The 22,213-nt window shown below is 69.8% G+C and carries 21 protein-coding genes, 1 tRNA gene and 1 pseudogene; 12 read left to right on the forward strand and 11 right to left on the reverse strand.

Annotation, left to right across the window (positions count from 1 at the left end):
• Positions 1–15: 15 nt before the first annotated feature.
• Both ACX27O_RS18065 and ACX27O_RS18070 read left to right on the forward strand, forming a co-directional pair.
• On the forward strand, positions 16–1,767 hold the full coding sequence (locus ACX27O_RS18065) for a CTP synthase (protein WP_458939767.1): 1,752 nt from the start codon (positions 16–18) through the stop codon (positions 1,765–1,767).
• A 73-nt stretch (positions 1,768–1,840) separates the two neighbouring features.
• The gene (locus ACX27O_RS18070) at positions 1,841–2,446 is read left to right on the forward strand and encodes an NUDIX domain-containing protein (protein WP_458939768.1); all 606 of its coding nucleotides are present in this window, start codon (positions 1,841–1,843) and stop codon (positions 2,444–2,446) included.
• A gap of 89 nt (positions 2,447–2,535) precedes the next feature.
• Here the strand turns inward: ACX27O_RS18070 and ACX27O_RS18075 are convergent, their stop codons facing one another.
• Positions 2,536–2,874: a TM2 domain-containing protein gene (locus ACX27O_RS18075; RefSeq protein WP_051708703.1), complete on the reverse strand. Its 339-nt coding sequence runs from the start codon at positions 2,872–2,874 to the stop codon at positions 2,536–2,538.
• A 226-nt stretch (positions 2,875–3,100) separates the two neighbouring features.
• On the opposite strand from ACX27O_RS18075, the gene ald reads away from it, so the two are divergent.
• The 9 genes from ald to ACX27O_RS18120 all read left to right on the forward strand — a co-directional run bounded on the left by ald (position 3,101) and on the right by ACX27O_RS18120 (position 11,924).
• Positions 3,101–4,216: an alanine dehydrogenase gene (gene ald / locus ACX27O_RS18080; RefSeq protein ID WP_030334880.1), complete on the forward strand. Its 1,116-nt coding sequence runs from the start codon at positions 3,101–3,103 to the stop codon at positions 4,214–4,216.
• Positions 4,217–4,250: 34 nt separating this feature from the next.
• Entirely contained in the window at positions 4,251–5,249 is a 999-nt protein-coding gene (locus ACX27O_RS18085; protein WP_458939769.1) for a site-specific tyrosine recombinase XerD, read from the forward strand.
• A 179-nt stretch (positions 5,250–5,428) separates the two neighbouring features.
• The gene (locus ACX27O_RS18090) at positions 5,429–6,352 is read left to right on the forward strand and encodes a ParA family protein (RefSeq protein ID WP_030334877.1); all 924 of its coding nucleotides are present in this window, start codon (positions 5,429–5,431) and stop codon (positions 6,350–6,352) included.
• 41 nt (positions 6,353–6,393) lie between these two features.
• Positions 6,394–7,413, forward strand: a complete 1,020-nt coding sequence (locus ACX27O_RS18095; protein ID WP_458939770.1) for a segregation and condensation protein A — start codon at positions 6,394–6,396, stop codon at positions 7,411–7,413.
• Entirely contained in the window at positions 7,406–8,377 is a 972-nt protein-coding gene (gene scpB / locus ACX27O_RS18100) for an SMC-Scp complex subunit ScpB (protein ID WP_458939771.1), read from the forward strand. The genes ACX27O_RS18095 and scpB overlap by 8 nt, the downstream gene beginning before the upstream one ends.
• Complete coding sequence (locus tag ACX27O_RS18105; RefSeq protein ID WP_030334874.1) at positions 8,364–9,134, forward strand: pseudouridine synthase; 771 nt, start codon at positions 8,364–8,366, stop codon at positions 9,132–9,134. The genes scpB and ACX27O_RS18105 overlap by 14 nt, the downstream gene beginning before the upstream one ends.
• A gap of 195 nt (positions 9,135–9,329) precedes the next feature.
• Positions 9,330–10,010, forward strand: a complete 681-nt coding sequence (gene cmk / locus ACX27O_RS18110) for a (d)CMP kinase (protein WP_030334872.1) — start codon at positions 9,330–9,332, stop codon at positions 10,008–10,010.
• A gap of 236 nt (positions 10,011–10,246) precedes the next feature.
• Entirely contained in the window at positions 10,247–11,647 is a 1,401-nt protein-coding gene (gene der / locus ACX27O_RS18115) for a ribosome biogenesis GTPase Der (protein ID WP_030334870.1), read from the forward strand.
• 203 nt (positions 11,648–11,850) lie between these two features.
• Positions 11,851–11,924: transfer RNA gene (locus ACX27O_RS18120), tRNA-Pro, on the forward strand.
• A gap of 88 nt (positions 11,925–12,012) precedes the next feature.
• Here the strand turns inward: ACX27O_RS18120 and ACX27O_RS18125 are convergent.
• The 4 genes from ACX27O_RS18125 to ACX27O_RS18140 form a co-directional block, all read right to left on the reverse strand.
• On the reverse strand, positions 12,013–12,507 hold the full coding sequence (locus ACX27O_RS18125) for a tyrosine-type recombinase/integrase (RefSeq protein WP_458939772.1): 495 nt from the start codon (positions 12,505–12,507) through the stop codon (positions 12,013–12,015).
• A gap of 78 nt (positions 12,508–12,585) precedes the next feature.
• The gene (locus ACX27O_RS18130) at positions 12,586–13,824 is read right to left on the reverse strand and encodes an RNA polymerase sigma factor (protein WP_210864601.1); all 1,239 of its coding nucleotides are present in this window, start codon (positions 13,822–13,824) and stop codon (positions 12,586–12,588) included.
• Between the two features lie 67 nt (positions 13,825–13,891).
• A complete protein-coding gene (locus ACX27O_RS18135) occupies positions 13,892–14,263 on the reverse strand; it encodes a YciI family protein (RefSeq protein WP_030331021.1) in 372 nt (123 codons plus the stop codon).
• A gap of 40 nt (positions 14,264–14,303) precedes the next feature.
• Complete coding sequence (locus ACX27O_RS18140) at positions 14,304–14,945, reverse strand: DUF998 domain-containing protein (protein ID WP_030331020.1); 642 nt, start codon at positions 14,943–14,945, stop codon at positions 14,304–14,306.
• A gap of 150 nt (positions 14,946–15,095) precedes the next feature.
• Between ACX27O_RS18140 and ACX27O_RS18145 the strand changes: the two genes are divergently transcribed.
• Positions 15,096–15,521, forward strand: a complete 426-nt coding sequence (locus tag ACX27O_RS18145) for a hypothetical protein (protein ID WP_030331017.1) — start codon at positions 15,096–15,098, stop codon at positions 15,519–15,521.
• Positions 15,522–15,802: 281 nt separating this feature from the next.
• On the opposite strand, the pseudogene ACX27O_RS18150 reads toward ACX27O_RS18145, so the two are convergent.
• From ACX27O_RS18150 to ACX27O_RS18175, 6 genes and pseudogenes are all read right to left on the reverse strand, one after another.
• Positions 15,803–16,822: pseudogene (locus ACX27O_RS18150) on the reverse strand (type IV secretory system conjugative DNA transfer family protein); the annotation flags it as partial.
• Between the two features lie 416 nt (positions 16,823–17,238).
• Positions 17,239–18,396 (reverse strand): MFS transporter, encoded by a 1,158-nt coding sequence (locus tag ACX27O_RS18155; protein ID WP_209444536.1) that lies wholly within the window; start codon positions 18,394–18,396, stop codon positions 17,239–17,241.
• Positions 18,397–18,437: 41 nt separating this feature from the next.
• Positions 18,438–19,139, reverse strand: coding sequence for a GDSL-type esterase/lipase family protein (locus ACX27O_RS18160; RefSeq protein WP_030331011.1), 702 nt, complete (start codon positions 19,137–19,139; stop codon positions 18,438–18,440).
• Complete coding sequence (locus tag ACX27O_RS18165) at positions 19,133–19,435, reverse strand: hypothetical protein (RefSeq protein WP_358127126.1); 303 nt, start codon at positions 19,433–19,435, stop codon at positions 19,133–19,135. Before ACX27O_RS18165 ends, ACX27O_RS18160 begins: the two co-directional genes overlap by 7 nt.
• Before the next feature lie 278 nt (positions 19,436–19,713).
• Entirely contained in the window at positions 19,714–20,574 is an 861-nt protein-coding gene (locus ACX27O_RS18170) for a TrmH family RNA methyltransferase (protein ID WP_458939773.1), read from the reverse strand.
• A gap of 57 nt (positions 20,575–20,631) precedes the next feature.
• Complete coding sequence (locus ACX27O_RS18175; RefSeq protein ID WP_209444534.1) at positions 20,632–21,492, reverse strand: MerR family transcriptional regulator; 861 nt, start codon at positions 21,490–21,492, stop codon at positions 20,632–20,634.
• Positions 21,493–22,213 lie beyond the last annotated feature (721 nt).

Here is a 22,213-nt window from a genome sequence, read left to right on the forward strand (position 1 = left end):
ACACGGGAGCAGGCCTTGGCCCCATCAGCACGGACGACCAGGCACATTTTCGTCACCGGGGGCGTCGCCTCCTCGCTGGGTAAGGGCCTCACCGCCTCCAGCCTCGGCAACCTGCTGACCGCGCGCGGGCTGCGCGTGGTGATGCAGAAGCTCGACCCCTACCTGAACGTCGACCCGGGGACGATGAACCCGTTCCAGCACGGTGAGGTCTTCGTCACCGATGACGGCGCCGAGACCGACCTCGACGTCGGGCACTACGAGCGCTTCCTCGACCGGGCGCTGTCCGGCAAGGCGAACGTCACCACCGGCCAGATCTACTCCGACGTGATCGCCAAGGAGCGCCGCGGCGAGTACCTGGGCGACACCGTCCAGGTCATCCCGCACATCACCAACGAGATCAAGTCCCGGATCGTGGGGATGGGTGACCCGGACGAGGACGGCCAGCTCCCCGATGTGGTGATCACCGAGGTCGGCGGCACCGTCGGCGACATCGAGTCGCTGCCGTTCCTGGAGGCGATCCGCCAGGTCCGCCACGACCTGGGCCGCGACAACTGCTTCTACCTGCACGTCTCGCTGGTGCCGTACCTGGCGCCGTCGGGCGAGCTGAAGACCAAGCCGACCCAGCACTCGGTGGCGCAGCTGCGCAACATCGGTATCCAACCGGACGCGATCGTGCTCCGCTGCGACCGGGAGATCCCGGTGAAGCTCAAGGAGAAGCTGTCGCTGTACTGCGACGTGGACGCCGAAGCGGTCGTCGCCGCCCCGGACGCACCGAGCATCTACGACATCCCGAAGGTGCTGCACCGGGAAGGGCTCGACGCGTACGTGGTGCGCCGGCTCGGCCTGTCCTTCCGGGACGTGGACTGGACCAGCTGGGACGACCTGCTGGAGCGGGTGCACCGCCCCCGGCACACGGTCACCGTCGCGGTGGTCGGCAAGTACGTCGACCTGCCCGACGCGTACCTGTCGGTGAGTGAGGCGATCCGGGCGGCCGGGTTCGGTAACCGGTCGCGGGTGCAGATCAAGTGGGTGCCCAGCGACGAGTGCGTCACCCCGGCCGGCGCGGCGGCGGCTCTGGCCGGCGTGGACGGCATCCTCATCCCGGGCGGCTTCGGCGTTCGCGGCATCGAGGGCAAGATCGGCACCGCCCGGTACGCCCGGGAGGCCGGCATCCCGCTGCTCGGCCTCTGCCTCGGTCTGCAGTGCATGACCATCGAGGTGGCCCGGCACCTGGCCGGTCTGGACGGCGCCAACTCGGTGGAGTTCGACGAGCAGGCGACCCACCCGGTCATCGCCACGATGGCCGACCAGGAGGACATCGTCGCCGGCCGGGGTGACCTGGGCGGCACCATGCGGCTGGGCGCGTACCCGGCGACGCTGACCGAGGGTTCGATCGTCGCCGAGGCGTACGGCAGCACCGAGATCAGCGAGCGGCACCGGCACCGGTACGAGGTGAACAACGCCTACCGGGACGCGCTGACCAAGGCGGGCCTGCACATCTCCGGCACCTCCCCGGACGGCCGGCTGGTCGAGTTCATCGAGCTGGACCGCGGCCTGCACCCGTTCTTCGTGGCCACCCAGGCGCACCCCGAGTTGAAGAGCCGCCCGACCCGCCCGCACCCGCTGTTCGCCTCGTTCGTCAAGGCCGCTGTGGCGTACTCGCAGGCCGACCAGCTGCCGGTGGACCTGGACGCGGCGGCGGAGGCTCCGACGACGCGCAAGGCCGCCCGCAACGGCGCCGCGACGAAGGCGGCGTCCCCGTCGTGAGCGGGCGCAGCGAGCGAACCAGCAGGCTCAGTCGGGTGCCGCACGCCGGCGCCGCGCGCAGCGGGGCGGCGGCGTGAGCGGGCTTGAGCACCGCTACGAGGTGCGGTCCCGGCAGGAGCGGTACCAGGGGCGCATCTTCGACGTGGTCACCGACGAGGTGAGCATGCCGGGCGGTGGGACGGCGCTGCGGGACCTGGTCCGGCACGTCGGGGCGGTGGCCGTGGTGGCGCTCGACGACGCCGGCCAGGTGGTGCTGATCCGCCAGTACCGGCACCCGGTCGGGCGGCACCTGTGGGAGCTGCCGGCCGGTCTGATGGACGTCTCCGGCGAGGAGTTGCCGGCGGCGGCGCTGCGGGAGCTGGCCGAGGAGGCCGACCTGACCGCCGGGCGGGTCGGCGTGCTGGTCGACCTGCACAGCTCGCCGGGGTTCACCAACGAGATCGTCCGGGTGTTCCTGGCCCGGGACCTCGCCGACGTGCCGGCCGACGAGCGGCACGAGCGCCACGACGAGGAGGCCGACCTCCAGGTCGTCCGGATCGACCTGGACGAGGCGGTCGCCATGGTCCTGGCCGGTGAGGTCACCAACGCCGCCGCCGTGGCCGGGCTGCTGGCCGCCGCCCGCGCCCGGGACACCGGCTTCACGCGGCTGCGTCGGGCGGAAGCGCCGCTGCCACGCTGAGGCGTCCCCCGCCGGTCCAGCCGGCGGGGGAGTACGCGCGAAAGGGGCCCCGCGGTCAGCCGCGGGGCCCCTTGTCGCTGTCCGGTCCGTCAGTCGCGCAGCGGACGACCCTGCGCGTCCGTGCCGCCGTTGACCAGGATGAGGATGCCGTCGATGAGGCCCCAGATGCTGCCGACGCCGCAGGTCACCACGCTCACGACGAGCTGCAGCACGCCGGTCTTGACGTCACCGATGTAGAACCGGCCGGCCCCGAAGAAGCCGAGCAGGATGCCGAGGACGCCCGCGACGATCTTGCTCTTGTCGGAAACGCCCTGGGGGTACCCCGGCTGGGGGTAGCCGGGCTGATAAGGAGGAGTGGTCATGGCCGGACACCTTAGTGATCCACTCGCCGGCTGTCCGCACCGCCACCCGGCAGATGGGACGATAATGGTGGAACACTGTCCTGTCGGCTGAGGTGACGCTCGACCGCTCGATCCGGGCGGTGCCCTGACACTTCGTCAGGACACCCGCGCACCGGATGCCACTGTGCTGGCTCTCGGCGGCGTCGGGCGCGCCTAGACTGCCGCCGCGGGACCGGTGTACCGCGGTGGCAAAGGGGCCGCCGCGGCACCGAGCAGTCGGGGGAGAGCAGCCCCGAAGAGAGGTGTCTGCATCGTGAAGGTCGGAATCCCACGCGAGGTCAAGAACCACGAGTACCGCGTGGCGATCACGCCAGCGGGCGTCAACGAGTTCACCCGCAGCGGCCACCAGGTCTTCGTCGAGTCCGGCGCCGGGGTTGGCTCCAGCATCACCGACGAGGAGTTCGCCGCCGCCGGCGCGAAGATCCTCGCCACCGCCGACGAGGTCTGGGAGACCGCCGAGCTGGTGCTCAAGGTCAAGGAGCCGATCGCCGAGGAGTACCACCGGATGCGCGAGGGGCAGGTGCTCTTCACCTACCTGCACCTGGCCGCCTCCAAGGAGTGCACCGACGCGCTGATCGACCGCAAGGTCACCGGCATCGCGTACGAGACCGTCGAGCTGCCCGACCGGTCGCTGCCGTTGCTCGCCCCGATGTCCGAGGTCGCCGGCCGGCTCGCCCCGCAGGTGGGCGCCTTCTACATGATGCGCACCGGCGGTGGGCGCGGTGTGCTGCCCGGCGGTGTCTCCGGCGTGTACGCGGCCAAGACCGTCGTCATCGGCGCCGGCGTCTCCGGCATGAACGCCGCCGCCATCGCGCTGGGCCTGCAGTCCGAGGTGCTGCTGCTGGACAAGAACGTCGCCCGGCTGCGGCAGGCCGACGCGATCTACCGGGGCCACCTGCAGACCGTCGCGTCCAACGCGTACGAGGTGGAGCGGGCCGTGCTCGACGCCGACCTGGTCATCGGCGCGGTGCTGGTGCCCGGCGCGAAGGCCCCGACGTTGATCTCCAACGAGCTGGTGTCCCGGATGAAGCCGGGCAGCGTGCTTGTCGACATCGCCATCGACCAGGGTGGCTGCTTCGAGGACTCGCGCCCCACCACGCACGCCGACCCGGTCTACAAGGTGCACGAGTCGATCTTCTACTGCGTCGCGAACATGCCCGGCGCGGTGCCGAACACCAGCACCTACGCGCTGACCAACGTCACCCTGCCGTACGCCCTGGAGCTGGCCAACCAGGGCTGGCGCGAGGCGCTGCGCAACGACCCGGCGCTGGCCCTGGGCCTGAACACCCACGCCGGTCAGGTCACCTACGGCCCGGTCGCCGAGGCGCACGGCATGGACGTGCTGCCGCTGGCCGACGCGCTGGCCTGAACGGTGGCGGCCGAGCGGTAGCGAGCCGAGGAGCATGGCACTGACCGACGACTTAGCCGGCGCCGGCGTGGGCACGGCACCCACGCCGGCGCTGCGCCGTGCCGTTCGCGGCTACCTCGACCACCTGACCGTCGAACGTGGCCTCTCCGCGAACACGCTCGCCTCGTACCGGCGGGATCTGGACCGTTATCTCGCCACCCTGGTCGACGCCGGCGTCACCGACCTCGCGTCGGTCGGCGCCGGCCTCGTCGAGACGCACCTGGCGCGGCTGCGGGCCGGCGACGACGCGCACCCGCCCCTCGCTGTCTCCTCCGCCGCCCGCGCCGCCAGCGCGGTCCGCGGCCTGCACCGCTTCGCGCTGCGTGAGGGCCTGACCGGGGCCGATCCGAGCCGCGACGTCCGCCCGCCCACGCCGCCGCGGCGGCTGCCCCGGGCACTGCCGGTCGACGACGTGGTCCGGCTGCTGGAGACCGCCGGCCCGATCACCGCGACCGGCGACGACGCGCCCCTGGCGCTGCGCGACCGGGCGTTGCTGGAATTCCTGTACGGCACCGGCGCGCGCATCTCCGAGGCGGTCGGCGCCGCCGTGGACGACCTCGACACCGACGAGGGCACGGTGCTGCTGCGCGGCAAGGGCGGCCGGGTACGGCTGGTGCCCATCGGCGGGTACGCCGTCGACGCGGTCCGCGCCTACCTGGTCCGGGCCCGCCCCTCGCTGGCCGCCTCCGGCCGGGGAACACCAGCGGTGTTCCTCAACGCCCGCGGCGGCGCGCTGTCGCGCCAGGGCGCCTGGGGCATCCTGCGCCGCGCCGCCGACCGGGCCGGGCTGCCCGTCGACGGGGCCGCCGCCGTCTCCCCGCACACCCTGCGCCACTCGTACGCCACCCACCTGCTCGACGGCGGCGCCGACGTCCGGGTGGTCCAGGAACTGCTCGGGCACGCCTCGGTGACCACCACCCAGGTCTACACGTTGGTCACCGTGGAGCGGTTGCGCGAGGTGTACGCCACCGCCCATCCCCGCGCCCGGGGCTGAACCGGTCGCGGTCGGCGCCGACACGCCGGGCCGGTGCCGAACCCCCTGCTGGTCGGTGGCGTACAGTCGGCATCGGCGCGGACCTCCTGGAGCGACACGACCGGGGTGCGCAGCGGCGCCGCGAAGGACGTCGGACGGCTCCGACGCCGGGTGGGTCGTCGGGAGGGGGCAACGAGCACATGGCTGGCAACGGTGACCGTGCCGAGACCTGGACGTCGGAGCTCCGCGAGCAGCAGGCCACGCTCGGCGCGGATCTCGGTCCTGCGGACCCGGCTGCCTACACGATGCGCAAGCCCATCCCCGAGCCGATGCCGACCGACCGGCACGGCCCCGCGCGCATCATCGCGATGGCCAACCAGAAGGGTGGCGTCGGCAAGACGACCACCACCATCAACCTGGGCGCGGCCCTCGCGGAATACGGCCGCAAGGTCCTGCTGGTCGACTTCGACCCGCAGGGCGCCCTCTCGGTGGGCCTGGGCGTCAACCCGCACAACCTCGACCTGTCCGTCTACAACCTGCTCATGCAGGACGACGTGACCGCCGAGGACGTCCTGATCAAGACCGACGTGGCGGGCCTGCACCTGCTGCCGGCCAACATCGACCTCTCCGCCGCCGAGATCCAGCTCGTCAACGAGGTCGCCCGGGAAATGGCCCTGGCCCGGGTCCTGCGCACCGTCCGCAAGGAGTACGACTACATCCTGATCGACTGCCAGCCGTCGCTCGGCCTGCTGGCGATCAACGCGCTGACCGTCGCGCACGGTGTGCTCATCCCGCTCGAATGCGAGTTCTTCAGCCTGCGCGGTGTGGCACTGCTGCTGGACACCATCGACAAGGTGCGCGAGCGGCTCAACTTCGACCTGGAGCTCGAAGGCATCCTCGCCACGATGTACGACAGCCGCACCACGCACTGCCGCCAGGTCCTGCAGCGGGTGGTGGAGGCGTTCGGCGACAAGGTCTACCAGACGGTCATCACCAAGACGGTGAAGTTCCCCGAGTCCACCGTGGCCGGTGCCCCCATCACGACGATGGACCCGGCATCCTCCGGGGCACGTAACTACCGTCAGCTGGCCCGCGAGGTGATCGCCGCCCAGTCGGAGCGGTAGCCGGAACGCCCGGTGCCCGCCTCGTGGACTACGGTCGTCCGGTGACCGCGCCACCCATCGACCCACCCGAGACCGCCACCGCGGCCGTGGTCGACGGTGGGCAGCCCGCCGACCCGGCCGCCACCGGCTTCACGGTGCGGCTGGCCAACTTCACCGGCCCGTTCGACCTGCTGCTGCAACTGATCGGCAAGCACAAGCTCGACGTCACCGAGGTGGCCCTGCACACGGTCACCGACGAGTTCATCGCCTACATCAGGGCGATGGGCGACAACTGGGACCTGGACGAGGCCAGCGAGTTTTTGCTCATCGCCGCGACCCTGCTCGACCTGAAGGCGGCCCGCCTGTTGCCCGCCGCCGAGGTCGAGGACGAGGACGACCTCGCCCTGCTGGAAGCCCGGGACCTGCTCTTCGCCCGACTGTTGCAGTACAAGGCGTACAAGGAGGCGGCGGCCCACATCGCCGAGCTGGAGGCCGTCGGCGGCCGACGGTATCCGCGCGCGGTCAGCCTGGAACCCCGCTACGCCGAGGCGTTGCCCGACCTGGTGCTCGGCATCGGCCCGCAGCGGCTGCTGAAGCTGGCCGTGAAGGCGATGACCCCGAAGCCGGTGCCGGAGGTGTCCATCGCCCACGTGCACATGGTCCGGGTCAGCGTCCGGGAACACGCGGCCATCCTCACCGCGCGACTGCGCCGGGCCGGCACGGCCACCTTCTCGCTGCTCTGCGCCGACTGCGAGGCCACCCTCGAGGTGGTGGCCCGGTTCCTCGCGCTGCTGGAGCTGTACCGGGAGGGCCTGGTGTCGTTCGTGCAGGAGCAGGCCCTGGAGGAGCTGACAGTGCGCTGGACCGGCCCGGCCGACGGCGACACCGAGCTGCACGTCGACGAGTACGCCGGCACCCCGGCGGACGACGCGGAGCCGGCCGGGATTGCGGTTGCGCCTGCGCCGGGTGGGCCCGCGCCGGTGCTGGCCGCGCCTGAGTCGGCGGGCGTTGGGCCCGCGTCGGTGGGGGAGGCCGGCGGGCCGGACGGGACGGAGACGACGGAGGGTGCGCGGGATGAGTGACGAGGAACGCCGGGACTCGCTGGCCGACCAGGCCGCCGCCTGGGTGCCCCCGTGGGCCCGCCCGCGCCCGCCCGCCACTGACGCGCCCGCGCCGCCGGACGAGCCGGCCGCGGACACCGACGAACCCGGAGCGGCACAGCCCCGACCCGAGGCCGAATCCGCCGCCGGTCCTGGCGAGTCGGATGCGGTCGGCTCGGCCCCGGCGCCGGGCGATCCGCATGAGCGCGGCCCCGACGACCCGCGCCCGACTGAGCCAGACCCGGACGGGGCCTCTAACGAGGTGGACCTGACGGCGCCGGACCTCGGCGCGGTGACGGAGGACACGGCGGGGGAGTCGGGCGCGGCGGGGGACGTACCCCGGCGGCAGTCGGCGGGGCGGCGGCGGGCGACGGCCGCGCCGGAGCCCGCGCCCGAGCTGTCCGACGCCGAGCTGCGCGGCGCGTTGGAGGCGATCCTGCTGGTCGTCGACGAGCCGGTCAGCGAGCTGGTGCTGGCCCAGGTGCTGGACCAGCCCGCCGAGCGGGTCGGGCCGATGCTCGACGAGATCGCCGCCGGCTACACCACGGCCGGGCACGGGTTCGAGCTGCGCCGGGCGGCCGGCGGGTGGCGGCTGTACACCCGGCCGGAATACGCTACGTACGTTGAGCGGTTCGTGCTGGACGGGCAGTCCGTGCGGCTGACCCAGGCGGCGCTGGAGACGCTCGCCGTGGTCGCCTACAAGCAGCCGGTGACCCGTTCGCGAATCTCAGCCATCCGGGGTGTGAACTGCGACGGGGTCATCCGTACGCTGGTCACCCGTGGCCTCGTCGAGGAGTGCGGCACCGAACAGGACAGCGGGGCGTTCCTCTACCGGACCACCACGTTGTTCCTGGAGAAGCTCGGGCTGAACACCGTCGACGAGCTGCCGCCCCTCGCACCCTTCCTGCCCGACGACGTAGAAGAGCTTGCTGATGCGACCCGATAACCGTGTCCCCAAACCCGACGCCCCCGTGTTCGAGGGGGCTGAGCGCCTGCAGAAGGTGCTCGCCGCCGCCGGCGTGGGTTCCCGGCGCGCCTGCGAAGACCTGATCTTCCGCCGCCGGGTCACGGTGGACGGGCGGGTCGCCAAGCTCGGCGACAAGGTCGACCCGGCCAAGGCCGTGATCCACGTCGACGGAGAGCGCCTCCAGGTCGACACCCGACTGGTCTACGTGGCGATGAACAAGCCGCGCGGGGTGGTCACCACCATGGCGGACGACAAGGGCCGCAACGAGCTGGCCGACTTCATCGGCAGGCGGCTGGACCAGCGGGTGTACCACGTCGGGCGGCTCGACGCGGACAGCGAGGGCCTGCTGCTGCTCACCAACGACGGCACCCTCGCGCACAAGCTCATGCACCCCTCGTACCAGGTGCTGAAGACCTACCTCGCCGAGGTGGTCGGCCCGATCCCGCGCAACCTGAGCAAGCGGCTCCTCGCGGGCGTCGAGCTGGAGGACGGGCCGGTCACTGTCGACTCGTTCAAGGTGGTCGGCACCCTGGGCAAGAGCGCCCAGGTGGAGCTGAGCCTGCACGAAGGGCGCAAGCACATCGTCCGGCGGTTGATGGACGAGGTCGGGCACCCGGTCACCCGTCTGGTGCGTACCTCCATCGGTCCGATCCGGTTGGGCGACCTGCGCACCGGGCGTCTGCGGCGCCTGACCAACGCGGAGGTCGCGGCCCTGTTCCACGCGGTGGGTGACTGACCCCCGAGTTCGGGGTACGGCAGCCGGTAGGCTCCACCGACGGCCAAGACGCGGTCGCCCGGGTGGCGTGGGTCGCTCCGGCGGCGTCGCGCGCGGGTTCGCCAGACGACCCGGGCATGATTGATGACGATTGAACAACCGCTTGCGGCGCCAGCTCACCGGGCGATCCGTGAGGTACGGGCTGAGGAGGACACGGTGGAGGAAAACGTACGGTTCGGGCGATGTGTGGTCGCTGTGGATGGGCCGTCCGGTTCGGGGAAGTCAACCGTGTCGCGGCGGCTCGCCGCCGCCCTCGGTGCGCGCTACCTGGACACCGGGGCGATGTACCGGGCGATCACGTGGGCCGTGCTGCGCTCCGGCGTGGACCTCACCGACGCCGCGTCGGTGGCGAAGGTCGCCGGCGAGGTCGACCTGCGCATCGGCACCGACCCGCAGGGGTACGGCGTGACCGTCGACGGGGTCGGCGTGGACGCGGAGATCCGTGGCGCCGAGGTGACCGGAGCGGTCTCCGCCGTCGCCGCCGTACCGGCTGTTCGTGAGCTGCTCGTCGGCCGGCAGCGCGAGATGATCGCCAACGCCGGTCGGATGGTGGTCGAGGGCCGCGACATCGGCTCGGTCGTGGCCCCGGACGCCGACCTGAAGGTCTTCCTGACCGCGTCCGAGGCGGCCCGTGCGGCCCGGCGCAGCGCCGAGGACGCCGCCGACGTGGCGGCCACGGCCGCCGACCTGGCGCGGCGGGACCGCCTCGACTCGACCCGCAAGGTCAACCCGCTGGCCCAGGCGCCCGACGCGGTGGTGCTGGACACCACCGAGCTGGGCATCGACGAGGTCGTGGCGCGGATGCGCGACCTGCTCACCGAGCGGGGCGTGGCATGAGCGAGCGGAGCGAGCGAATCATCGGGCTCGGCGTGGTTGTGCCTCATGGCGCTCCGGAGCGAAGCGGAGGAGTGGCATGAGCGAGCGGAGCGAGCGAATCATCGGGCTCGGCGTGGTTGTGCCTCATGGCGCTCCGGAGCGAAGCGGAGGAGTGGCATGAGCGAGCGGAGCGAGCGAATCATCGGGCTCGGCGTGGTTGTGCCTCATGGCGCTCCGGAGCGAAGCGGAGGAGTGGCATGAGCGAGGGTTCCTGGGTGGAGCTGCGGGAGCCCGACGTCGCCGTCGAGGAGCCGAGCGGCCCGCAGCCGGTGGTGGCCGTGGTCGGCCGTCCCAACGTGGGTAAGTCGACGCTGGTCAACCGGATCATCGGCCGCCGGCAGGCGGTCGTCGAGGACGTTCCCGGCGTGACCCGCGACCGGGTCCCGTACGACGCGCAGTGGAACGGCCGGGCGTTCACGGTGGTGGACACCGGCGGTTGGGAGCCGGACGCCAAGGACCGTGCGGCGGCCATCGCGGCGCAGGCCGAGACGGCTGTCGTCACCGCCGACGTGGTGCTCTTCGTGGTCGACGCGATGGTGGGCTCCACCGACGTCGACGAGGCCGCGGTGAAGATGCTGCGGCGCAGCGCCAAGCCGGTGATCCTGGTGGCCAACAAGGCCGACAACAACTCCATCGAGATGGAGGCCACCTCGCTGTGGTCGCTGGGTCTCGGTGAGCCGTTCCCGGTGTCCGCGCTGCACGGGCGCGGCTCCGGCGACCTGCTGGACGCCATCCTCGCCGCGCTGCCGGAGGCACCGGCGATCGTGGAGAACCGTCCGCGGGGGCCGCGCCGGGTGGCGCTGGTCGGTCGGCCGAACGTGGGCAAGTCCAGCCTGCTCAACCGGTTCTCCGGTGAGGAGCGGGCGGTCGTCGACTCGGTGGCCGGCACCACTGTGGACCCGGTGGACAGCCTGGTCGAGATCGGCGGTCAGACCTGGCAACTGGTGGACACCGCCGGGCTGCGCAAGCGGGTCGGCAAGGCCAGCGGCACCGAGTACTACGCCAGCCTGCGTACCGCCGGCGCGATCGAGGCCGCCGAGGTGGCCGTGGTACTGCTGGACTCCAGCGAACCCATCAGCGAGCAGGACCAGCGGATCCTGTCGATGGTGACCGAGTCGGGCCGGGCGTTGGTCATCGCGTTCAACAAGTGGGACCTGGTCGACGCCGACCGTCGGTACTACCTGGACAAGGAGATCGACCGGGAGTTGCGCCGCATCCCCTGGGCGATCCGGTTGAACCTGTCGGCGATGACCGGCCGTGCCGTCGACAAGCTGGCCCCCGCCCTGAACAAGGCGTTGGCCAGCTGGGAAACCCGCGTACCGACCGCGCACCTCAACCAGTGGCTGACCGCGCTGGTGCAGGCCACCCCCCACCCGGTGCGTGGTGGACGGGCACCGCGGATCCTGTTCGCGACGCAGGCCGGTGTGGCCCCGCCACGGTTCGTGCTCTTCACCACCGGCCCGCTGGACGCCGGCTACCAGCGGTTCGTCGAGCGCAAGCTCCGCGAGGAATTCGGGTACGAGGGCAGCCCGATCGAGATCTCGGTCCGCCCGCGCAAGAAGCTCGGCCCCGGCGGCCGAGGCAAGGCGCACGGCTGACCCCTTCCAGTTCTCCCTGAAAAATGCCGGATGGCCTCCCGCCATCCGGCATTTTCCTGCCCACCCACCACCCCACCCTCCTAGGAAGCTTTAGGGGTTGTGGGGTGGTTCGCCTGCCCCGCAACACTGGTGGGGCCTGTGTGGGGGACCCGCAACCGCTGCGCTAAGCTGTACCGGCTGCCGCGGGGGAAACCACGCGGGGGCGGGACGTGGCGCAGCTTGGTAGCGCACTTGACTGGGGGTCAAGGGGTCGTCGGTTCGAATCCGGCCGTCCCGACAGACAAGAAGCCCTGACCAGCGGAAATGCTGGTCAGGGCTTTAAGTTTGTCTATGGGGTTTTGAACCGCCCCCCCGAAACCCCCCATTTACCGGGGTCGGGAACCAGGTTCGTCATCCCTGCGCATCGTTGGGCAGTGCGGGTGTGGGGCGGCGCCTGCGGTCGGTGCCGAGTCGCTCGAGGATGTCCGAGACGTCCGGGGCTTGGGCGGGTTTGGCGATGTAGTACGTGGCGGTGACCTCCTCGCTGGAGTGTCCGAGCTGTGCCGCGGCGCTTTTCGTGTCGGTCTCTTTTTGATGAGGGTGGCGACGGTCTTGCGGAAGGTGTGGGGGGTGACCCAGGCGAGGTCGGTGTCGGCGCGGGCCTCACGCCACTGGCGGCGGACGTTGTTGGGCGACAGACAGGTGCCGCGCCGGGAAGCGAAGATCGCGTCGTGGGGGTTGTCGGCGGCGACGAGCTTGCGGGCCATGATCATGCCGACGGCGAACCGGGGTAGGGCGACCATCCGCCCCGCGATTGTCTGCCGGTGGCATGGACGTTGCAGACACTGTGTCGGTGAACGTCGCTTCCCGGACGCCGGCATTTCCGGCGGCCGTTGCGGAGGTGGCGGGGAGAGGGTTGCCGATGTTTCCCACCGTCGCAGCCCGGGGTCGATGACCGGTCAGCCGAGGCGGTGGGCTCGGCCGAGGAGGTATCGCCGTTCGACCTGGTTCTCTGTCAGGGCCGCTGCTTCGCGGTACCGTGCCGCCGCGCTGCTCGGGTTGCCGGTCATCTCGAGCAGGTGGGCGCGCACGGCGCGTTCCCGTTGTCGGGTCAGGGGTTCCTGATCGAGCTGGTAGCGCCGGTTGAGGTCGTCGAGCAGCGCCAGTCCTCGGGCCGGCCCGTAGGCGTGGGCGACCGCGACCACCCGGCTCAGACGTACCGGCGCGGTCGGGTTGAGCCTTTCGAGCCACAGGTACAGTGCCGCGATCTGTGGCCAGTCCGTCTGTTCCGGCGACGTGGTCGCGGCATGCACGGCGGCGATCGCCGCCTGTAACTGGTACGTGCCGATCTCGCGTCGGTGCCAGACGCTGTCGATCAGTTCCGTGCCCTCGCGGATCAGGGCGGTATTCCACTGTGTCCGATCCTGCTCGTCGAGCCGCACCAGCTCGTCGCCGTCGGTACGGGCAGTGCGCCGCGACTCGGTGAGCAGCATCAGTGCGAGCAGGCCGATCACCTCGGGGTCGTCCGGCAGGGAGTCGCGGAGCATGCGGGTCAGCCGGATCGCTTCGCGGGTCAGGTCGATGCGGGCGAGCTCGTCGCCGGTGGAGGCCGTGTAGCCCTCATTGAAGATCAGGTACAGCACCTGCATCACGGCGTTCATCCGACTGTCCCGATCGGCGTCGGTGGGCGGGGTGAAGCGGGCGCCGGCACGGGCCAGTTGCTGCTTGGCGCGGCTGATCCGCGCACCCATGGTGCTCTCGGTCGTCCCGTGGGCGTGTGCGATCTCCGCGGTCGTCAGGCCGCCGACCGCGCGCAGAGTGAGCGCCACCTGGGAGCTGGGGCTCAGCGCAGGATGGCAGCACAGCAGCAGGAGCGTGAGACTGTCGTCGGTCTCCAGCGGAGGGTGCGCCTGGCGGGCCGGGTCCTGCATCGCCAGCTCGGTCATGCCCGCGTGCTGCTCGCGCCGGCGTCGGGCCTGGTCGGTGCGGAGCAGATCGACCATTCGCCGGTAGCCGATCCGGATCAGCCAGCTGCGCGGGTTCTCCGGCACGCCGTTGGTCGGCCACGTCCGGCTCGCGACGAGCAGTGCTTCCTGTACCGCATCCTCGGCGATGTCGAAGTGGCCGAAGCGCCGCACCAACGCGCCGAGCACCTGCGGCGCCTCCGTGCGCAGCAGGTGCTCGACGTCCGGCGTCACGCCGGGTCTGCCGTTCTTGTGCCCTCCCGGTTTGTCGCTTCCGGATGGCAGCATTCAGCTGAATCGGTCATGCCGCGAAGTCCGTGCCCATGATCGGCCGGATCTCCACTGGTTCTCCCAGCACCTCGACCATCCTCGAGACGATCTCGACGGCGCGTTCCTGGCTGGCCACGTCGATCACCGCGAAGCTGGCCAGGACCTCCTTGAGCTCGATGAATGGCCCGTCGGTCGCCACCACGCCGGCCGGGCTCTTGCGGACCGTCGTGCTGATGGCCGGGTGGCCAAGACCCTCGCTGCTGACGAACTCGCCGGTCTTGATCAGTTCCTGTTCGAACTGCTGGTACGCGGCGAACGCGGCCAGCGCCTCCTTGGACGGGGTGTCGGCGGTCGCGGCGTCCCAGGCGGCGGCCGGCGTGTAGCTGAGCAGCAGATACTTCATGGTCATCCTTGTTGTTGCGCGGGAGATCACGTTACGCCGGTCAGGACGAACGGTGCAGGGAGAGGGCGAGGACCGTCGTCCAGGTGAAGGCGACCAGGCCGTTCACGGCGATCTGGATGCTCATGTGGCTCGGCGACATGGGCAGCAGCAGGATGAGCGCGGCGACGCCGTTCAGCACCGCCGGCAACGCGGCCCGACGACGGACGTGGCGGACGGTCAGCACGATGGCGGCGATGGCCAGTGCGGTGAAGGCGATGGCGGCCGCGGCCGAATGCGCGATGCTGTGCCAGGACATCTGGTCGACCGGCCCGTCGGGGGTCCCGACCGGGAAGCCGCGCTCCGGATCCATGGTGAACACGCCGGCCGCGACGAGACCGGCACCGAAGATCCCGACGAAGATCGGCAGCACACGCCGGCCGGTTCCCTCGGTGAGCGTGCGCCGGATACCGGCGGCGAGCGCCAGGCCGCCGAGACCGGCGAGCACGAACGTGGTGATCTGGATCCAGCCGAGGCTACCGGTGGCGAGCTGGCTGATCGGGTGCCGCGTGATGTTGTAGCCCTCACGAGTGAGCATCTGCGTCACGGCCGAGGCGAAGAAGACCGGCCCGGCAAGGGCGCCGGCGAGGAGCAGCCGGTCAGACGAGCGGCGGACGGCGGGAACGGTGGCGGCGACGGGGGCCATGACTTCCTCCTTGGTGAGTTCCTGCCGCTACCTCGTGGCCGATCCGGGGATTCCGACACGACCACGATGTGACCTGAGTTACGCCCAGTGGGTGTCAAAGCGTGGGTGCCGCCTTCGAGGTACCGGCAAGCATCCACCAAGGAGGACACGATGTCTGAGAACACCGAGCCGAGCGTCGAACTGCAGGCCCTGGACCGTCTGGTCGGCACCTGGTCGGTGACCGGCGGCGCCGAGGGAACCGTGCGGTACGAGTGGATGGCCGGCCGGTTCTTCCTGCTCCAGCACGTGGAACTCAGCCAGTTCGGGCAGCCGGTCACCGGCTTGGAGGTCATCGGACACCTACACCCGTTCGGCGAGCCGGTCGGTGCGGACGTGGTGTCGCGGTTCTACGACGCGGCCGGCAACACTTTCGACTACGTCTACGAACTCGTCGGCGACAAGCTGACCATCTGGGCTGGCGCGAAGGGCGGTCCCGCCTACTACGAGGGCACGTTCAGCGCCGACGACACCACGGTTACCGGCGCATGGACCTACCCCGGTGGAGGCGGATACGCCTCCACCATGACCCGGATCTGACATCGGAAGGCCACGCCGACCTGAACGGCCGGAGGCAGTGTTCCGCGCGCATCTCGGAGGTCATTGCTCTCCGGCCGATTCGGCCTACCGTTCCCGGCCTTACCCGTGGAGGACCCAGGGCCGAGGCCAGGGTCTCGTGCCAACAGGTACTGCATACCCGCCAGTTCTTTCGCAGCCACGCCACCACGACCTATGCGGGGATCCCCGGATAGCACCACCGTGTGTCCTCGCTCCACTCCTCGCGCAGCGGCGTCGGGGTCATCACCTCGCGCAGCAGCATCGAGCAGCCGGCTGGTGTCCTCGCCGAGCACGCCCTTGGGGATGCGGATGAGCAGCACTCCGCCGTCGAGGACGCGGCCCATGTCGAAGCTCGACTTCGGGTAGCGCATGGTGCGTTTGACGAAATCGCGCAGTAGGAACGCGCGCAGCCGGGCGAGGACCGGTCCGATGACCTGCGAGCGGAGGCTGTCGTTGAGGCTGTCGTACCACTGCCAGAAGCCGCTGAGCCCGGCCGGGTCGTCGAGGTCCACCGTCATCGCCGAGCGGAATTGGGGGCTGTTGAGCAGCGGGGGGATGTGCTGCAGGGTGACGTTGTTGTGGCGCAGCAGAGTCAGGCAGGCCACTCGCATGACGTCGTCCATCCGCGGCCCCCACGCCTTGGCGAAGATGTTCCCGAAGATCGACACGAGGTTGTCGACGACCAGGTCGGGGTCGTCGCCTTCGAGGGGGTTCAGCGTCGGCGGGTTGTCCTGGTCGGGGTCGAAGAGCACGACGCGGTCGGCGATGCCTGCGGGGAGCCGGTCGAGGATGTCCAGGACGAGGTCGCCGTGCGGGTCGATGACGACGGTGCCGCGGCCTGCCTTGATGTCGTCGAGGGCCATGTTGACCAGCAGGGTGGTCTTGCCGGAGCCCGTGGAACCGATCACATGCAGGTGATACCTCGCGTCCACCACCGACAGCCCGACACTGTGGCCACCGATTGCGGCGTCGCCGAGCATCTTCACCCCACGCCCGCCGCCGGGGACGGCGACCGGTGCCGGCATGGACGCGGCCCGCGCCCGGTCAAGGCCGGGCACGGCGAGGTCCTGCGGCAGGGCGGCGAGGGCGGCGAGTTCCGGTGCGGAGATGAGGAATCCGGGTCCGAGGCGGCGGGCGGCGAGGACGGCCACCGGGGCGGGCATTCGGGCGCGGTGGGTGAGCCGGTTGCGGCCGGTGTGGATGGCGAACGCCGAGGCGAGGGTGTCGGCGATGCCCCGCAGCCGGCCGGTCGGGTCTGTGCCGGGGCGCCGGGTCCCCGAGGCCGCGACCCGGTCACGGAGCCGCTGCCGGGTGTCAGCGAAGTCGCGATGCCAGCCCGGCGGCGCGGAGCCGTTCTGCTCGGGGTCGTATGCGGACAGCCAGTGCAGGTGAAGCGCACTCAGTTCCCGCAGGTCGCTCAACCCGCGCGAGGTCCAGCTGATGAACCTTTACCAGACGAAGGGACGTGAGGCCGACGCAACCGTCGTGGTGTTGCGGGAGGGGGACTTCATGGGCTACGAGTCGGAACCGTGCGGATTCTCGCGGCAATAGGGATTCTTGACGCCTGGGTTCCACTGCCTGAGCGCCCGGATCGGCTTGGTGAACGCCGCCGTCTCGGTGGCTTCGAGGTCGTCAACCAGCGGTCTGCGCGTTTGACGGGTGGCGGCTGTCGTTCGCGCACGAGGTGGCTTGCTCACGATCAGCCAGTCGCGGGGATTCGAGTAGCGCTGCGGGCGAGGGTGAGCACAAGAAGTGCAGCGATCGCGAAGCCTGCTGCCGTGAGCGGGAGGGCGCTCACTCCGGCGGTGGTGAGGATGGTGCCTCCTGTCGCGGCTCCGATGGATACCCCGAGGTAAGTGCCGGAAGTGTTCAGCGCCAAGGCTTGCCCGGAGACAGGACCGGCGAGGTGGTGCAGGCGGGCTTGGATTGCTGGCGAGTTCCAGAACGCCATACCGCCCCACAGCGTCGCCGTGACCAGCACGAGCGGCAGTGGAGCGGGCCTGGCTGTCCAGAGCACCCAGAGCACGACCATCGCGGCGACGATCGTACCGATACCGATCAACAGGGTTCGGTCTGCGCCGAGGCGGTCGGTGGCGATTCCACCGAGCCAGATGCCCGCGATGCCTGCGATTCCGGAGAGGCTGAATGCGAGTGCGCGTTGCTCAATGCCTGCTGTCGTGGTCGCGGACAGATATGGGGCGAGGTAGGTGAGCATCATCATCGAGCCGGTCATGAGCAGGCAGTTCGCCAGCAATCCGAGTGAGATCTGAGCCCGCAGCAGGATGCGGAACTGATCGGCCAGCCGTGGCGCGCCGTCGGTTTCCTCGCAGCGGGGCAGGGTATCGAGCAAGAGGATGAGGACGAGAGTACCGGCGAGGGCCATCGTCGCGAAGGTGGCTCTCCATCCGAGGGTGCCGCCGATCCAGGTGCCGAACGGCACCCCGGCGGCGATCGATCCGGTGACGCCGAGCGAGACGATGGCGATGTACCTGCCAACCTTCTGCGGTGGTGCGTGGCGTGCGGTGAACGCGAACAGCGCCGGGGTCATCGCCGCGGCCGCGAGCGCAGCAGCCACGCGCAGCGTCGTCAAGACCGCGAACGACTCCGTGGTCGCTGCGCCGATGTTCGCGGCGATGAAGACCAGTAACGCGGTCGTGAACAGTCTTCGGCGAGGCACGTCCGCGAGGACGACGGCTGTGACCGGTGCTGCGATGGCGACGCTCAGGGAAAACACGGTGATCAGTTGCCCGGCCTGGCCTTCGTTGACTTCCAGATCGGCGGCGAGTTCGGGCAGGACTCCGGCGATCACGTAGTCGTCGGTGTAGAGCACGAACGCGGCGGCGAGCAGGGTGAACAACCAAGCAGGCATACGCACCATTTCTCGGGAGGCTTGATGAGTCATCCGCTCGTGCGGTCCTGTTCGGGACCGATGGTAGCCGCGATCGTTTCCGCGACGAGTCTGCTTGCGGCGGCGTCAAGGTGGATGCCGTCGCGGTGAGTTGTGACGCCTCGTTCGGTGACATCGAAGATGTCGATGAGCGGGAGGCTGTGCTGCTCGGCGACGCGACGCACGATCGGCGCGACCTCTTCCGCGACGATGCGTTCGGAAACGGCGCGGCGATTGGAGAACGCGACCGGCGGCGTCAGGAGGTAGACGGTCGACGTGCCGTCGGCGCTGTAGCGGGCGGCGAAGTCGGCGAGTTCCGACTCGTACGCCTTCGCGTTCCAATTGTCGCCTCGTGCGTCATTCGTTCCCAGCATGATGAGGACGATGTCGGCGCGCGCTCCTAGAGACGCCTCGGCGAATCGGTTCGCGGCATAGGGCCAATCACCGTTGCGCTGAAGTGTGCGCCGATTCAGTCCGTAGTTGAGCACCTGGTACCGGTCGCCGAGCATCTGGGCGAGCTGGGCCGGATAGGACCATCTGTTGCGGCCCTTGAGCAGCACACCTGCGCCATAGGTGTTGCTGTCGCCGATCGCCGCGACGGTGATCTTGCCGGTTGCCGGGCGCGGGACGGGAGGATGCATCGTCCGCCGGGCAGCGAAGGCGACGCCCCCGACGATGAGGAGAAGAACGGCGGCGGTGATGAAGATCAGCATGAGCTTCCCTGTGTGTTCGTGTGCCGTTGCGGACGTTGGCGGAGGACTTGTTCGCCGGCGTCGACGTAGGACGTGAACAGGTCCGTGATGTCGCGAGGGCGGTCCGCCGCTTGAGCGTTCTCGGTGAGTTCCTCGGCAGCACGCAGCGTGCGGGTGAAGGTACGAGTGCGCTGATGGCTGGCGGCGAGGAGCTGCTCGAATCCGTCGGCCGCTTCGACGAGGAAGCGACGACTGCCCGGCTGTGGGATCGTGCGGACCAATCCCCATGACACGAGTTCGCGGATCGCCGTGCTCACGCGCCGGAGCTGAGCGACAGGGCGGCGCGCAACATGACGACGACAGCGGAGAGCATCCTGTGTGAGCATCCCGAAAGCCGACTACCGCGTCATCGTGCGGCTTGGGGATGCGAGGGCTCGCGCCCACCATCGGGAGCTGGGCCTCTTCGACTAGTTTGCTCATGCGGGCGGGGACGGGCTGGGTTCGGGAATGTGCTGCCTTGACCCCGGAGTCCTGAGCGGGAGGTCGCTGACATCCTGGTGAGCCGCGATCACTGCTCTCAAGGACCATCGACCCGTCACAGACGACCACCGACCTCGCGCAATCGGGAGTCCTGGTGCTCCCCGGTTCTGTGCTCGAAGAGGGCGATACCTGCGGTGACCGAGACGTTCAAGGACTCCACGTTCGAAGCCATAGGGATCGAGTATCGGTATGTGGTCAGCGCATCCAGTTCACGCGACACTCCCTCGCGCTCACTGCCCATCGCGAGCGCGAGACGTTCTCGCGCCGTGCGGATCGAGCTCAGCGGTTCGACAGCATCGGCCGAGAGCGCGGCGAGCACGAGCCCCTCCTGCCGAATGAACTCGGCGCATTCCGCGCGAGTCGCGAGCACGACAGGGGTCGCGAACACCAATCCGCGACTGGCGCGGATCAGGCGGCGATCCCATATCGTGCGCAGGCCGCTGTCGACCAGCACGATGCCCGCCGCGGCGAGCGCGCAGGCCGTCCGCGTGATCGCTCCGATGTTGCCGACGATCCGCACCCCGTCGAGGATGATGATGTCACCCGTCGTTCCGATCAGGTCGCGGAGTCTGGGACGTCTCGGTGCACGCGCCAGCGCAAAGGCGCGCGAACGCTTCTGCTCCCCGAACAGCGTTCGCGCCACACTGTCGTCAAGGACGTAGCGCGGCACGTCTGCGTCGATGCCGGCGAACGTAGAAGGGTCGGCGGAGGCCGAGAGGTACAGGGTGTCCACCTCGACCCCGCAGGCGATGGCCTGCTCGATGTTCTCCAGATCGTCGAGGACGAAGATGCTCGGTCTCTCGGAGCGGTTGCGCAGCACGTCGGCGATGCGCCGAACGACCGGGTGGCGTGTGCTGTCGATCGCCTGCACCGTCGCCGGTTCACGCGTCTCGCTTGCAATCGTCGCTGCCTCCATGCGCAGAAGCGTGGGCCCTCACGCGACGTCGGGGTCAAGATGCGGGAGGGCGCGCGCCTACTCCCACCGAGCGTTGGCAGGATCGACGCCGTGGCGCAGCGCGTTTGCATCGATGACTTCGGAAAGCCACGAGGAAAGCTCTGGTTCTCGCGCGTCGAAGTAGGCGCTGAATCGTGCGTCCTGGACGTAGCGCTGTCCGAGGCACACCTGCATCGAATGGGTGCAGGCGAAGAGTTGACCGATCATCTCTCGATGCTGCTCCGCTAGGTCGTTGGCCTCATCGCTGCCGGGTGCGACACCAGAGCGTTTCGCTGCCGCGAGTTCCGAATACAGGGCATCACCATTGGCCTGCATCCGTCTCCGGTCGTCCTCCGAGAACACCGCCGCGTTCCGCTCGAACTGCGCCCACTCGTCGGAGTCTCCCCAGCGTTCGCGTGCTTCTTCCGCCCAATCCTCACGCCAGCCCTGACCGAAGATCTCCGCCTGCTGCTGCGCGGTGAGCGTGGCTCCCGCCGTGCTCGATGCCAAGACCTGATCGACGGCGTCAGCCATCTGCCGAAGCCTCGTGATCCGCTCTTCGAGCAGTCGCCGTTGCTGCTGAAGCTGTTCCGTCTCGTCCACAGCGGGATCGTCTAGAAGCGCGGCAATCTTCGTCAGGGCGAACCCGAGTTCCTGGTAGACGAGCACTCGATGGATGCGCCCTACGTCTACGGCTGAATATGCCCGATACCCTCCCGGCGTGCGGCCTCGGGGCTGAACCAGACCCACTGCATCCCAATGATGCAAGGTCCGCACGGTAACGCCGACAAGTGACGCCACATCACCGACCGTCAGTTCCTGCGACACCTGCTCAAGCGCTGCCTCATCGGTCTGACCCCGGAGCCAAGGCGTCATCGACTCCGGCACGTTCACATCCACTCTCAGTTCCCTCCCGATCCGCGCTACCTGAGGCTACTGCGCCCTCCTATTTTCCCATCCTCAACGTCGCTTCACAGCACCAGCCTGTTCCTATGAACAGACGCGCGCTACGTGTGCATAGCTGGGCCTGTCACATGCTGCGTCTTGCCCCGTCGCAGCGCGGGTCGGTGCGGCGGGTCTCGTGCTCGAACGGGTCCTGTAGTTGCCGTTCACCCCGTCATGCCTGCTCTCGTGGCAGCGAGCGTCGAGGCGACGGGCCGTGGTGACGGCGACGGTGAGTGACTCGACCGTCAAAGTCACCGGGTGATGCGATCCGGCCGGGGCCTGGATCGGGCCGCTCCACCGTCCCGAGCCGTTCCAGGCGGGCACCCCTGCCTCGGTGGCGACGCTTGCGCCGACTTGGTGCCCGTGCAGGGCTAAGGCGAGCAGAAGCCGTTCCACCGATTCCGGGGTGGGAAGAACCAGTCGTTTCGTGGCCCGATTGAGGTGATCTCCAGCAGTGCGGTGGGTGGTTCCGTCGTGGCAGATCCGTTCGCCACATCCGGTAGTCCGGGTTGTTGGGATACCACTGCCGCCGCGACCTGGTTCAGCGCCTGGACGTCGGCGGACGTCACCCATGGGGCATGACGGCGTTCGATCGAGTAGTCGTGCAGCGGGCTGCGGGCAGTGCGATACGACTCGACACTCCACGAGTCCTTGGCACGCATCGGACAGGCGCACG

This window comes from Micromonospora sp. SD19 (genome assembly GCF_054462275.1).

Excerpts from the sequence above, each read along its gene's own strand:
- ACX27O_RS18160 (WP_030331011.1), bottom strand. The coding sequence starts at position 19,139 with ATGCTGATCTTCATCACCGCCGCCGTTCTTCTCCTCATCGTCGGGGGC.
- der (WP_030334870.1), top strand. The coding sequence starts at position 10,247 with ATGAGCGAGGGTTCCTGGGTGGAGCTGCGGGAGCCCGACGTCGCCGTC.
- ACX27O_RS18135 (WP_030331021.1), bottom strand. The coding sequence starts at position 14,263 with ATGAAGTATCTGCTGCTCAGCTACACGCCGGCCGCCGCCTGGGACGCC.
- ACX27O_RS18085 (WP_458939769.1), top strand. The coding sequence starts at position 4,251 with ATGGCACTGACCGACGACTTAGCCGGCGCCGGCGTGGGCACGGCACCC.
- ACX27O_RS18090 (WP_030334877.1), top strand. The coding sequence starts at position 5,429 with ATGGCTGGCAACGGTGACCGTGCCGAGACCTGGACGTCGGAGCTCCGC.
- ACX27O_RS18125 (WP_458939772.1), bottom strand. The coding sequence starts at position 12,507 with ATGCCGGCGTCCGGGAAGCGACGTTCACCGACACAGTGTCTGCAACGT.
- scpB (WP_458939771.1), top strand. The coding sequence starts at position 7,406 with ATGAGTGACGAGGAACGCCGGGACTCGCTGGCCGACCAGGCCGCCGCC.
- ACX27O_RS18170 (WP_458939773.1), bottom strand. The coding sequence starts at position 20,574 with ATGGAGGCAGCGACGATTGCAAGCGAGACGCGTGAACCGGCGACGGTG.
- ACX27O_RS18105 (WP_030334874.1), top strand. The coding sequence starts at position 8,364 with ATGCGACCCGATAACCGTGTCCCCAAACCCGACGCCCCCGTGTTCGAG.
- ACX27O_RS18140 (WP_030331020.1), bottom strand. The coding sequence starts at position 14,945 with ATGGCCCCCGTCGCCGCCACCGTTCCCGCCGTCCGCCGCTCGTCTGAC.
- ACX27O_RS18145 (WP_030331017.1), top strand. The coding sequence starts at position 15,096 with ATGTCTGAGAACACCGAGCCGAGCGTCGAACTGCAGGCCCTGGACCGT.